Source organism: Acinetobacter baretiae, from assembly GCF_015627105.1.
Taxonomy (GTDB): domain Bacteria; phylum Pseudomonadota; class Gammaproteobacteria; order Pseudomonadales; family Moraxellaceae; genus Acinetobacter; species Acinetobacter baretiae.
The window spans coordinates 103,671-117,436 of record NZ_VTDM01000005.1; the positions used below are offsets into that span (position 1 = coordinate 103,671).

General features: G+C 37.3%; 13 protein-coding genes and 1 tRNA gene. 11 read left to right on the top strand and 3 right to left on the bottom strand.

The genetic code is table 11. The features are described 5' to 3' along the window. Positions 1-346 precede the first annotated feature (346 nt). The 3 genes from prmC to glyA all read right to left on the bottom strand — a co-directional run bounded on the left by prmC (position 347) and on the right by glyA (position 3,750). Entirely contained in the window at positions 347-1,168 is an 822-nt protein-coding gene (gene prmC, locus I2F17_RS02740) for a peptide chain release factor N(5)-glutamine methyltransferase (RefSeq protein WP_196421954.1), read from the bottom strand. A 1-nt stretch (position 1,169) separates the two neighbouring features. Further along, positions 1,170-2,258 carry a peptide chain release factor 1 gene (prfA, locus tag I2F17_RS02745; RefSeq protein WP_196421953.1) on the bottom strand — a complete coding sequence of 363 codons (1,089 nt, stop codon included), beginning with the start codon at positions 2,256-2,258 and terminating at the stop codon, positions 1,170-1,172. A 241-nt stretch (positions 2,259-2,499) separates the two neighbouring features. Beyond that, the gene (gene glyA, locus I2F17_RS02750; RefSeq protein ID WP_211139043.1) at positions 2,500-3,750 is read right to left on the bottom strand and encodes a serine hydroxymethyltransferase; all 1,251 of its coding nucleotides are present in this window, start codon (positions 3,748-3,750) and stop codon (positions 2,500-2,502) included. Between the two features lie 232 nt (positions 3,751-3,982). On the opposite strand from glyA, the gene I2F17_RS02755 reads away from it, so the two are divergent. From I2F17_RS02755 to I2F17_RS02805, 11 genes are all read left to right on the top strand, one after another. Further along, a complete protein-coding gene (locus I2F17_RS02755) occupies positions 3,983-4,672 on the top strand; it encodes a DUF3820 family protein (RefSeq protein WP_196421951.1) in 690 nt (229 codons plus the stop codon). Positions 4,673-4,874: 202 nt separating this feature from the next. Next, entirely contained in the window at positions 4,875-6,113 is a 1,239-nt protein-coding gene (locus I2F17_RS02760) for an SEL1-like repeat protein (RefSeq protein ID WP_196421950.1), read from the top strand. A gap of 68 nt (positions 6,114-6,181) precedes the next feature. Continuing rightward, entirely contained in the window at positions 6,182-6,388 is a 207-nt protein-coding gene (locus tag I2F17_RS02765) for a DUF2256 domain-containing protein (protein ID WP_235985906.1), read from the top strand. Positions 6,389-6,474: 86 nt separating this feature from the next. Further along, a tRNA-Arg gene (locus I2F17_RS02770) sits at positions 6,475-6,550 on the top strand. A 197-nt stretch (positions 6,551-6,747) separates the two neighbouring features. After that, positions 6,748-7,683 (top strand): ABC transporter ATP-binding protein, encoded by a 936-nt coding sequence (locus I2F17_RS02775; protein ID WP_196421948.1) that lies wholly within the window; start codon positions 6,748-6,750, stop codon positions 7,681-7,683. Beyond that, entirely contained in the window at positions 7,680-8,453 is a 774-nt protein-coding gene (locus I2F17_RS02780) for an ABC transporter permease (protein ID WP_196421947.1), read from the top strand. Before I2F17_RS02775 ends, I2F17_RS02780 begins: the two co-directional genes overlap by 4 nt. After that, positions 8,450-9,268: an NADPH-dependent 7-cyano-7-deazaguanine reductase QueF gene (gene queF / locus I2F17_RS02785; protein WP_211139044.1), complete on the top strand. Its 819-nt coding sequence runs from the start codon at positions 8,450-8,452 to the stop codon at positions 9,266-9,268. Before I2F17_RS02780 ends, queF begins: the two co-directional genes overlap by 4 nt. A gap of 105 nt (positions 9,269-9,373) precedes the next feature. After that, positions 9,374-10,024 (top strand): hypothetical protein, encoded by a 651-nt coding sequence (locus I2F17_RS02790; protein WP_211139045.1) that lies wholly within the window; start codon positions 9,374-9,376, stop codon positions 10,022-10,024. Positions 10,025-10,125: 101 nt separating this feature from the next. Beyond that, positions 10,126-11,277 carry a rod shape-determining protein RodA gene (rodA, locus tag I2F17_RS02795; protein ID WP_211139046.1) on the top strand — a complete coding sequence of 384 codons (1,152 nt, stop codon included), beginning with the start codon at positions 10,126-10,128 and terminating at the stop codon, positions 11,275-11,277. Between the two features lie 11 nt (positions 11,278-11,288). Further along, entirely contained in the window at positions 11,289-12,296 is a 1,008-nt protein-coding gene (gene mltB / locus I2F17_RS02800) for a lytic murein transglycosylase B (RefSeq protein WP_211139047.1), read from the top strand. Between the two features lie 228 nt (positions 12,297-12,524). Then, positions 12,525-13,139, top strand: a complete 615-nt coding sequence (locus I2F17_RS02805) for a septal ring lytic transglycosylase RlpA family protein (protein WP_196421942.1) — start codon at positions 12,525-12,527, stop codon at positions 13,137-13,139. The last annotated feature ends 627 nt before the right edge of the window (positions 13,140-13,766 follow it).

A 13,766-nucleotide genomic window follows, 5' to 3' on the forward strand; every position in this document is an offset into this window, starting at 1 on the left:
CTATTAAATGTCGTTGTCCAATATGATGTAAACACTGGAGCATAAAGATAAGAATGTATATATTTGTTTCACAAGCAAGCAAAATTAGTGCCATTGTTGTGATTGAGTCTTTACAAACCAGTAAAATGATTACATAGCTGAATTCAGATACAGCGAAATACACATTGAAAAAAGCGGTGATTAACACTGCTTTTTTTTATGACGAAATGCCTTGTGCCCCTTCATCGGCAAATGTATTACTTTTGTGAGTATAACATAATTCTTGTATTGAAAACTATGTTCAAGCCGAACCCATATAAATATAAAACCATAAATATCAGTTACTTATACTAAAAAATTCACAGTATTATCCGTTTAGATATTGTGCAATGGTTACACGATCATGACCTGCATAATCTTTTATAGTTCGAATGTGACTAAATTTTGCACGTTCAAAGAGTACGTGTACTGCATGTTTTTGATCAAATCCATGCTCTAGCACTAACCATCCTGCAGGATTTAGATGCTTGGTTGCACCTTGTATAATTTGCATGAGATCTGCTAATCCATTTTCTGCACTCGCTAATGCCCTTAATGGTTCGGTGGTTAAATTTTGAAGATGTAGATCATCAGGTGCAATATATGGTGGGTTTGAAACAATTAAATCAAAAACACGACCAACTAGATTTTGATACCAATGGCTTTTTAAAAATGCAACTCGTGTTAAATCATGTTTTTGAGCATTGTATTTTGCCACATCTAAAGTGGGTTCATAAATATCTGTGGCACACACTGTCCAATGTGGCCTCTCACTTGCCAATGCTAAAGCAATAGCACCCGTTCCTGTGCCTAAATCCAACATGCAAGTATGGCGAGGAAGATCTAAAGTTAACGCCGTTTCAACCAAAATTTCTGTATCGGGTCTAGGCACTAAAGTATCTTTAGTTACTTTTAAATCTAGTGTCCAAAATGGTTGAGACCCTAAAATATATGCCAAAGGTTCTTGGTTCTTCAAACGTTCAATGCCAGCGACATACTCTTGGTACTGCAAATCAGTCAATGGTTGAGATAAAATCAATTTCAAAGACAGACTATCTATATTTAAAATATGTGCAAGTAACCACACCGCCTCTTGACGTTCATAGCTGTCTACATCGCCATACACATTTAACGCCTCAAACACTTGCACCTTAGCCACCATTTTGTTGTGCAATCATTGCTAACTGATCTGCTTGATACTCACGATGTAAGCTATCGAGCAACTCCGTTAAATCACCTTCAACAATAGCATCTAACTTATACAGCGTTAAATTGATACGGTGGTCTGTCATACGCCCTTGTGGATAGTTATAAGTACGAATACGCTCAGAACGATCTCCTGAACCGACTAAATCACGGCGCATTTCTGAAGTTGCATTTTCTTGCTCTTGACGTTTAGCATTTTCCAAACGTGATGCAAGTAAAGCCAATGCTTTTGCTTTATTTTTATGTTGTGAACGTTCTTCTTGACATTCAACCACAACACCCGATGGAATATGAGTAATACGTACCGCAGAATCTGTTTTGTTAATGTGCTGACCACCTGCACCAGATGCTCTATATGTATCTATACGTAAATCAGAAGGATTAATGTCTACTGTTGTATCTACATCTACTTCAGGTAAAATCGCTACAGTACATGCAGACGTATGCACACGCCCCTGAGATTCCGTAGCAGGTACACGCTGTACACGATGAGCACCGCTTTCAAACTTTAAGCGACCGTATACACCTTCACCATTAATACGGCAAATAATCTCTTTGTACCCCCCATGCTCACCTTCATTTTCAGATAAGATTTCAATACGCCAACCTTGTGATTCAGCAAACTTACTATACATGCGAAATAAGTCGCCAGAAAATATAGCAGCTTCATCTCCACCTGTACCAGCACGCACCTCCAAATATGCCGCATTGGCATCATTGGGATCTTTTGGAATCATTAAAATATTTAGCTGATCTTCAAGCGTTTTAAGTAAGTTTTGATTTTCACGAATCTCTTCTTGCGCCATATCTTTAAAATCAGGGTCAGCTAACATGTCTTCTGCAGTGACAATATCTTCTTCTGCTTGACGATATTTTTGCCAAAATTCAGTCAGTTCAGCTAAATCATTATGTTCACGTGACAATGTGCGAAAACGCTTATTATCTGAAATCACCTCTATATCTGCTAGCAGTGCTGTCAGTTCTTCATGGCGATCTGCCAATTGCTCTAAACGTAAACGTAACGACTCTTTCATTTTTCACTATTCTCAAATAAAGATACCCAGATAACATATGATTATGTCAGTAGGTGAAATACAATTGCGCCATAGTCTAACCATGATTACAAGAAAATCCTAGAGTTATCAAAACAACCACAACCATTTTTTTCCTAGCGCCGTTCAACACAGATCATTAAAGTAAAAAACCGAGCTAACACAGTTAACTCGGTTTTTGTGATCCATAGATGGCCATTAAAATGACATCATGGCATATCAGTTATGCATATACAGGAAACTTAGCACAAACTTTAGCCACTTTATCTTTAACTTCTGCAATCACGGCATCATCGCCTTTACTATCTAAAATATCAGCAATCCAATGCGCCAAATCAGATACTTCTGCTCCGCCAAAGCCACGTGTAGTCACAGCAGGTGTACCAATACGGATACCAGAAGTTACAAATGGTGAACGTGGATCATTCGGTACAGAGTTTTTATTCACTGTGATATGGGCATGACCTAGCCAAGCATCTGCTTCTTTACCTGTGATATCTTGTTTAATCAACGACAATAAAAACAAATGGTTGTCTGTACCACCAGAAACAATATCGTAACCACGTGCTACAAGCACATTCGACATTGCTTGTGCATTTTTAACCACTTGTTGTTGATATTCTTTAAATTCAGGTGTCATTGCTTCTTTAAAGCAAATTGCTTTACCTGCAATTGCATGCATTAATGGGCCACCTTGGTTACCCGGAAATACAGCAGATTGTAGTTTTTTCTCTATTTCTTCGTTTGCTTTTGCTAAAATTAGCCCTGAACGTGGACCACGTAATGTTTTATGAGTAGTAGTTGCGGTTACATCTGCAATTTGTACAGGGTTTGGATAAATACCAGCTGCAACTAATCCTGCAACATGCGCCATGTCTACAAACAAGTAAGCACCGACTTGGTCAGCAATATCACGGAAACGTTGCCAATCAACAACACGGCTATATGCAGAAAAACCTGCAACAATCATGCGTGGTTTGTGTTCTATTGCTAAACGCTCAACTTCTTCGTAATCAATTTCACCTGTTTCTGGGTTTAAACCATATTGCACAGCATGATACGTTTTACCTGAAAAGTTCACTTTAGAACCGTGTGTTAAATGTCCGCCGTGTGCAAGGCTCATACCAAGTACGGTGTCACCTGCACTTAATAAAGCCAAGTAAACAGCTGCATTTGCTTGAGAACCTGCATGGGGTTGTACATTTGCATAGTCAGCACCAAATAATGCTTTTGCACGATCAATCGCCAATTGTTCGACCACATCAACATTTTCACAGCCACCATAGTAACGTTTACCAGGATAGCCTTCTGCATATTTATTAGTTAACTTACTACCTTGTGCTTCCATAACAGCAGGAGAACAATAGTTTTCAGATGCAATTAACTCAATATGCGCTTCTTGACGTGCGTCTTCAGCAGTGATTTGTTGTGCTAGTTCTGGATCAAACTCAGAGATAGAAATGTTGGCAAACATTTTCGAGGTCCTATTTATTAGGGGCTATTCAGCCGTGCTAAAACTAGTCATTATTGTAACATGAACTGAATTCTTTTTCGGCATGAACTTTCGCCAAAACCCTACAAAATATTTCATGTGCAAATATACAACACATCAAAACAATCTTCATCAATAACAAGATAATATCTAGATTGTGACAACATATACAAAATGCTACAGTAGCCTTTTCATCTGAGATCACTTCACGCTCATGCAAAGTATTATTTTAGATACAGAAACGCATACGCTCAATGGGTTGCCCATCGAAATTGCATATGCACCGATTTGCTTAGAGCAAGGTCAATTAACCCTAACGAAAGAAAAGATTTTCGATCAACTCTATTCTATAGATCAACCCATCTCTTTTGCATCTATGGCTGTACATCATATTTTAGAGTCTGATTTAGTCAATCAACCGCACTATACAACCTTTAATCTTCCCCATTCCGTTGAATATATCATTGGTCACAATATTGATTATGATATACAAGCCATTTCTCGCTGTGGTGTAGACACTTCAAAACTTAAACCAATTTGCACACTTGCATTAGCAAGATCTGTATGGCCAGATGCAGAAGCCCATAATATTTCTGCGTTGATTTATCAAATTAGTCAAGGCAGTTTAAGAGCCAGAGAGTTACTAAAAGGAGCGCACCGTGCAGATGCCGATATTATTTTAACAGCGAACATTTTGATGCATATTATTGCGCTTACTGGTGTAAAAAACATACATGATTTATATTTGGCATCTGAAGATGCACGTATTCCAAAAAAATTAAGTTTTGGAAAACATAAAGGAACGCCTATTCAAGAACTCCCCAAAGATTATGTACAATGGTTACTTAAGCAAAATGAATTAGATCCTTACTTAAAACAGGCTTTGGAGAAAACAATGCTATAAAAGGTGCGTCTAGTAGAAAATATGCCCTAAAATTACAACAAAACATATTTTCTTAGCAAAACGCATACAATATAAGTATCGCACACAACTAAATTGTACAAATAAAAAACAGACAAATCGGGCTGAGCTTGTTATCATCTAATACATAAATCATGTGAAGACTCCTAAAAGGTTTTTCCAATATCTAAAAGGTTTTTTAAATATGAAATTAAGTTCGATTGTCTTATCAGCTTTGCCATTGTTAACTTGCATGACTGCTGTACATGCAAATAACTTTAATGACAGCAATGAAAATAGATCAGTAAATGGGCAGCAACAAAACAACGCACGTCAGCAAAATTCTGCAAGCAATGTAAATAGTTCAAACAGAGCAAATCAAAACACAAACTCGACAAACAGAGACAATGTGTCTAGATCATCTGACATGAATAATAGCAGCAGAAATACTGACAGTAACGATGTAAGAAGAACTGCTCAAAATCAAGGCCAGAACACGCGTAACAATAGCCAAGATATTTCTATTAGCAGAAATCAAAATTCGCCTCAAGCGAAAGAGATTGCGCTACCTGCTCAATTATCAAATAACTCAAATCAAAATTCACGTGGTAACGTAAACCAAGAAGGTTCACGTACGAACATGAATCAACAAGAAATATCTCGCGGTAACACCAACCAAGAGAGCTCACGCAACAGCATGAGTCAAGACAATTCACGTGGTAACGTAAACCAAGAGAGTTCACGTACGAACATGAATCAACAAGAAGTATCTCGCGGTAACACCAACCAAGAGAGCTCACGCAACAGCATGAATCAACAAGAGATGTCTCGCGGTAATATCAACCAAGACAACTCGCGTACAAGTAGCGTTAGCCAAGAAAGTTCACGTAATAGTCAACAAAACTCACGTAGCAACATGAGCCAAGACAATTCTCGTGGAACAAATCAAACATCTCAACAAACAAATAGAGATGTACAAGCACCAGCATCATCTACAGCGGCACGGTCGAACAATAACTCAGGTTCAACCAACAACAATACAACGCTTGATCAGTTAAGACAGTCTGCAAATAGAGGCGATACTACTGCGCAAACCAACTTAGGTTTACTTTATATTGCAGGGCAAGATGTTCCTAGAGATTACGATGTAGCGACACAATGGTTTAGAAAAGCGGCTCAACAAGGTAACAGTACTGCACAAACTAACTTAGGCCTTGCTTATAAAGCAGGTCAGGGTGTACCAAAAAACCAAAATCTAGCAATAGATTGGTTTAAAAAAGCAGCTGAGCAAGGCAATGCAATTGCTCAGTATAACTTAGGTGTAATGTTGTTAGACGGTATTGGTGCTAGCCAAAATCGTAGTCAAGGCATTAAATGGCTACGCCAAGCTGCCGATCAAGGCCATGCTCGTGCAAAAAGTGCGCTTGAAGGCTTAACTTACTAATTTATTCCTCGACAGCTGAGTCTATATAAAGAGTTTCACCTCTTTGCATAGACTCAGTGCGTATCATAATGATACTTAATATTTCTCATACCCCTCACTTACAATCAATTCATGTGATGAAAAAACAGCACTTACCTGAAAAAATTTGTATTTTTTGTGACCGTCCGTTTAGTTGGCGTAAAAAATGGGCAAGATGTTGGGATGAAATCAAATACTGCTCTGAACGCTGCAAACGAGAAGGTAAAAAGCATCAATCACTCGATGATGAGCAATAATTTTTTTGGTCAAATCCTGTCCATAAGGTGCAATTTATAATATCAATGCTTTACCTTATGCATTTTTTTGTTATGATGTGCGCCATGCGCCTATAGCTTAACTGGATAGAGTACAGGTTTCCGAAGCCTGTGGAGTGGGTTCGAGTCCCGCTAGGCGTACCAATTAACCTCTGAATTAATCCATTCAAATAAAAACATACCTACTCATATTTTGTATTTTAATCTATTTCTATCATACAATGCGCGAAATGTCAGATTTCGATGGTCATATTGCCCTAGTGGTTTAATATTTCCTACAACGTGAGTTTATTTTATATAATACCCACACCATCACCTATTCCTTTAGCTGTGAGATATTTATGACTTCTGCCTTGGTACTTCAAGAACTCTCAAAAACATATAAAAATGGGTTCCAAGCACTTAAAAATATCAACCTCACCGTGCCAGAAGGTGAGTTTTATGCACTCTTAGGGCCAAACGGAGCTGGAAAATCTACAACCATTGGCATTATCAGTTCATTGACCAAAAAAACAGCAGGACAAGTGCATATTTTCGGTCATAATTTAGAAACTCATCCATCTAATGCCAAACAATGTTTAGGTGTCGTACCACAAGAGTTTAACTTTGGTCATTTTGAAAAAACCTTTGATATTTTGGTTACTCAAGCAGGTTACTATGGTATTCCTAAAAAAATTGCCGAACAACGTGCAGAACATTATCTAGAAAAATTGGGATTATGGTCTAAAAAAGATGTACAAGCACGCATGCTTTCTGGGGGAATGAAACGACGCCTCATGATTGCCCGTGCCATGATGCATAACCCTAAACTGCTCATTTTAGATGAACCTACAGCCGGTGTAGACATTGAACTACGGCGTTCAATGTGGGGCTTTTTACAAGAAATGAATGAACAAGGTACAGCTATTATTTTAACGACACACTATTTAGAAGAAGCTGAAATGCTGTGTCGTCGTATTGCAATCATTGATCATGGTGTGATTAAAGAAGATACCGCCATGAAAGACTTTTTAGGACAACTCAATGAAGAGTCTTTCATTTTCGATTTAGAACAAGCCATTGAACCATTAAATGTTCAATTGATTGGTATTGAGTTTAATTTAATTGATCCAATGACACTTGAAGTCACCATGAACAAAGCACATTCACTCAATGAAATTTTTCAACTTTTTAATACTCTCGATATTAAAGTGCGTAGCATGCGTAATAAAACCAATCGTCTAGAAGAAATTTTTGTCAAAATGGTAGAGAAAAATCTACAAGAGGCAACATCATGAATTTATCACAACTACGTGTTGCTCTGTGGACACTCATCTACAAAGAAGTCAGACGCTTTATGCGAATTTGGCCACAAACACTACTCCCACCTGCCATTACCATGAGCTTATATTTTGTCATTTTTGGCAACCTTGTTGGCTCACGGATCGGTGAAATGGCAGGCTTTAGCTACATGCAGTTTATCGTACCTGGTTTAATTATGATGTCTGTTATTACTAACAGTTACTCTAATGTCTGCTCTAGCTTTTTTAGTGCGAAGTTTCAACACAGTATCGAAGAATTAATTACTAGCCCAACACCTATGTATCTTGTACTTTGGGGGTATGTGATTGGTGGTATTTGTCGTGGCGTATGCGTTGGTTTTATCGTCACACTTGTGAGCCTTTTTTTCACACATCTAGGTATTTATAACTTTTTTGTGACTATTTATACTGTTGTCGTGACAAGTTTATTATTTTCTCTTGCTGGCTTTATTAATGCATTTTATGCAAAATCTTTCGATGATATTTCCATCGTACCAACATTTATATTAACTCCCCTGACCTATTTAGGCGGTGTATTTTATTCTATGAGCAGTTTAAGTGCCTTTTGGCAAAACTTATCACTGATCAATCCAATTGTATATATGGTCAATGCCTTTCGCTACGGTATTTTAGGACACAGTGATGTTAATGTCATTGTATCATTAGTTATAATGACGATCTTCTGTGCTGTATTTTATGCCATTGCTTACTATTTATTATCTAGAGGTTCAGGAATACGTGAATGAGTGTTGAAAAATCATTACTCGGCAAAGAAACCGACTATCCAACGACATATCAACCAAATATATTGTTTCCAATTTTGCGTGCAACAGCACGCCAAAACTACCAACATGTTCCACATATTGAACACGGTGTCGATTGGTGGCATGTTTTTGAATTATCTTGGTTAAACACAAATAACTTCCCACAAGTCGCCATTGGCCGCTTAACCATTCCTGCCACCTCAACTTACTTAATCGAATCAAAATCACTAAAGCTGTATTTTAACAGTTTAAACTTTACGTCATTTGATTCACAAGATCACTTGATTCAAACTGTACAAGATGACCTCTCAAAAGTTGCTCAAGCGCAAATCCACTTAGACCTCATTGATGTCAATGGCTTACACGTAGACCAACCATCTGGGCAATGTATTGACCACTTAACCCCCTCTAAACATGCGCTCTCTCCTGATCCATCTTTACTGTCTTTAGCATCAGATGAACAAGAGATTGTTGAAGAACAATTGCATTGTAACTTACTCAGAAGTAATTGTCCTGTCACGGGTCAACCGGATTGGGGAACTTTATTTATTCGCTATCGTGGTCAAAAAATAAATCACGCATCACTTTTGGCATATATCATTTCGTTTAGAGAGCATAATGGTTTTCATGAACAATGTGTTGAACAAATTTTTGCTGAAGTTTGGCAGGTGTTAAAACCTGAGCAACTGATGGTTTACGCCGCATATACACGACGTGGTGGCCTAGATATTAACCCTTGTAGAAGTTCTCATTGGGCATGGATACCCACAATTCCTCTACGATTGGCGAGACAATAAATTAATCAGGGGTGATGTGTGTAAATTCACCCCTGATCATTGTAATTTTCACAATATTATTCTATTTCATCATATAATAAAGAATAATATTAATGAGATATTCACATGGCATACTTTGGATTTTCTCCCTCAAACCAACTTTTAGAAAGAACACAACAATTTATTTCAAAAAGAAATAACGTCGATTTACATCAACTGAGAAATGACATTGCACTTGCAATCAATCAAGAAATCATTGATACATTGGTTACTCAAGTGATTACTAACTTTCCAGCCAGTGAAAAAAAAGAAACTGCAGCAAAATTAGCTCATTTCATTCAATCTAGTGTAGCGGTCTTACTTAAACAACTACTTGGAAAATCAGATACAGAAAGCCTAAAACAGTCTATTGCCTTTTCCAAGCAAAGCTTATTTAAAACCACACAAAACGAAGATAAAATTGGTCACCAACTTCCACAAGACATCGTAATTAATTTAAAACAACATTTTGATGATCTAAAATTAGGAAAAAGAGTCAATACAGATCTCTTAACAGCAGACTACAAACTTTTTGCAGATGAAGTTATTCGTCATTTTATGCATAAATTTTATCAGACCTTAAACTTAGGCATGATTAAAAGAAAAACCGCAGATATTGGCTGTATCACTACCACAAAAGCCATTCATGTGGCCATCGACAAAATTATACCTCAACTCAACAAAGCCGAGTTAAAAGTACTCGCAGAACAACATGACGCTTTATTTTTCATTGAATAAATAAAGCCCCTATCAGCATCTGTAGTGATACGTTTGCTCACACATGATTTCATTTATTGTGATAGCATTTGTCTTGCAAATTATTGTAGATTGTAATTTTTATGCCGCCATCTTCACCAAATACACAATATAAGTTTTTACGTCAATCACCGCGTGATGGCTTAAGCACCGCAATGAAACCATCTGTGTGGCAACGTATTCACATTGACCCTTGGTTATTTTCATTTTTACTCATGAATGCAGGCCTCGGTTTATTTGTACTCTACAGCGCTTCAGCACAAGATGTCGGACTCGTAACTAAACAAGCGATGAGCTTTGGTATTGGCTTTGTTGCACTTATTATTATTGCACAAATTCCACCTAAAATATTTCAGGCTTTTTCACCTTATCTTTACGTGTGTGCCGTACTTTCATTGGCAGCAGTCAAAATATTTGGTGAAATTCGTATGGGGGCACAGCGTTGGTTAGATATTCCCGGTGTAGGAAGTGTCCAACCTAGTGAATTCATGAAAATTGGAATGCCAATGATGGCCGCTTGGTTTTTAACTCGCTACCCTCTCCCACCAAACTTTAAAAATGTGTGCATTACCTTAGTCTTGATTTTTATTCCTTTTATTTTAATTGCAGAACAACCTGACCTTGGCACATCACTTTTAGTTCTCGGCAGTGGTATTTTTGTTTTGTTTTTAAGTGGCTTGTCTTGGAAACTTATCGCAGCTGCATGTGCTGCCGCAGGTGTTATTATTCCTGTTGCATGGGAATTTTTACTTCACGACTACCAAAGACAACGCGTTATGACTTTGTTAAACCCAGAGGCAGATGCTCTTGGTACAGGCTGGAATATCATACAATCTAAAACGGCAATTGGATCTGGTGGATTTTCAGGAAAAGGCTTTTTAAATGGTACACAATCACATCTTCATTTCTTGCCTGAGGGGCATACTGATTTTGTGATCGCAGCCTATTCAGAAGAGTTTGGTTTAATCGGTGTCTGTATACTCATTTTCTTATACTTTGCAATTATTTGTCGCACATTTCAAATTGGGATGCAATCTTTTCATAACTATGGTCGTTTAGTTGCAAGTGCATACGGCTTAGCATTTTTTGTTTATGTTTTTGTTAATGCAGGAATGGTCAGCGGTATTTTACCTGTTGTAGGTGTTCCACTTCCCTTTATGAGTTATGGTGGAACCGCTATTATTACCTTAATGACCACCTTCGGCATTGTTATGTCTATACACACACATCGCTAATTGGATTACAGATGACTTCCACCTTTATTCAAAAGTTTTTTAAGCACATTACGTTATGCACAATGGCTTTATGTATAAGCACTGTAGGCCATGCCAATGATTTTGCCAACGACCCAAATTACAACGATTTTAAATACCAGACCATGCAAAAGTATGGGCTAAGTAGTGAACAAATAGACCAAGCTATGTTGGGTGCTCAAAACCGCCCTAATATTTTAAAAATCATGGAAAAACCCGGTGAAAGTAAGCCTTGGTATCAATACCAAAGTATGTTTTTGGTAGATAGTACCATTCAGCGTGGTGTACGTTTTGAAGACCAATATGCAGATGCCCTCAATCGTGCAGAACAACAGTTTGGAGTACCTAAGGCCATTATATTAGGCATACTCGGTGTTGAAACAGGCTTTGGGCAAAACAAAGGCAGCATAGTCACTCGTGATGCACTAGCAACGCTCGCCTTTGGTTATCCTCGACGCAGTGATTACTTTAAAGATGAATTGGCAGCATTGATTGCATGGTGCTATAAAGAAGGCTATCCAACAGGAAGTATTGTCGGATCTTATGCTGGTGCAATTGGGTTTCCACAATTTATGCCAAGCAATATTTCAAAATATGGCATTGACTATGATCATAGTGGCCACATTGATTTACGCAATTCAGCACCAGATGCAATTGCGTCTATTGCCAATTACTTATCAGCACACGGTTGGCAATCTAATCAACCCATTGCAGTTGCAGCACAGTACACAGGCTCGACACCTGAAGCTGTCATTAGTAAAGATGTCAATATACCTGTACCATACGGCGTATTAAAACAACAAGGCGTGGTCGTACTCAACCCAAACATGACTATAGATCCTTTAGAGCTTGTGTCATTGATTCAACTACAAAGTGAATCTGGCCCGATTTACTATCTTACATTTCATAATTTTAAAGTGATTACGACCTATAACCGCAGTCGTATGTATGCAACTGCCGTTTGGCAACTCGGTACGACCGTAGATTCAAGAATTCGTTAAATTTTACTATTTGTTACAAATTTGGTTATAAATTAACCTAAAAATTCACAAAGCTTAGCCTTTTTGTAACTCATTCAGGCCAATTCCTAGACATCTTTACTCTTAGGCTAATATCATTGCCCAACATCAATGATATTCACTCTTGTCTGCATTCAGACATGTTTGTTTTTGCTCCCAGTTAGTCTTAGATTAAATTGAGTAAAGCAAGAGGTCTAGGAGATTCAATTCGTGCATTCACCTTTAAAATTCTTTATCGCAGTAAGTCTAGGTTTATCCTTTACACAAGTTAGTAATGCAGATTTAGTACAAAATTCATCCTCTTCTGTTTCAGACAACGATATTCCGAGCCTTGCGGCAAAAGTACTTAATCGTGATAACTATAATAACCAAAATCTACCTTCGCTTGAAAGTTTATCTATTTCACAGCGTTCTAATGACACAGTTCGTCGCCAAGCACTCAACTCCAAGGTAGAATTACCACAAGATGAACCTTCTGTCATCGATCGTTTAAATAGTGTTGCATCTAATACGGTAAGACGCTTCACTCAAACAGGTGTTGCATCTTGGTATGGTCGCCAATTTCATGGCAGAAAAACAGCTAATGGCGACACTTTTGACATGAATGCACTGACAGCAGCGCATCGTAGCTTACCTCTAAACTGTTATATTCGTGTCACAAACAAAGATAATGGTAAAAGTGTGGTTGTGAAAGTCAATGACCGTGGCCCATTCCATGGCAACCGTGTTTTAGATCTATCTTATGGTGCAGCAAAAAAATTAGGAATAACCAACTCAGGTACAGCAAAAGTAAGTATTGAACGTGTTGAAAGCCCGAACTCTTAACTAATTTGAATATCATTGATGAGCAGCCAATTTAATTGGCTGCTTTTTTATATCTATCGACAGACAATAAAATACAGATCTTTAGATTAAATTTGGGTCATGGATAAACCTAATCTTAAATAAAACAATCTCTCCTATGAATAATTCATGACCAAATTTTAGATAAACATAATTTGATTTAATCTATTGGTTTATTTCTCTTAGCGTACATGTTGATGAATATGTATTGAGATCTCATAGATAAATATACAAAGCATAAAATCTCTTTCAAAACATTGATTCTATGAACGGTATGACCTTATTAATAACAGCGTTCGATGTGACAGTATCAACTTTTCACACATGCCATACTCTTCTTATTCGTATAAAATTATTGTATTTTAATCTTTTTTATAAAAACTCTTAACCACTACAGCTCGTTAAGCATTTTTAGATGTTTAGATGTTTAGATGTTTAGATGTTTAGATGTTTAGATGTTTAGATGTTTAGATGTTTAGATGTTTAGATGTTTAGATGTTTAGATGTTTAGATGTTTAGATGTTTAGATGTTTAGATGTTTAGATGTTTAGATGTTTAGATGTTTAGATGTTTAGATGTTTAGATGTTTAGATGTTTAGATGTTTAGAT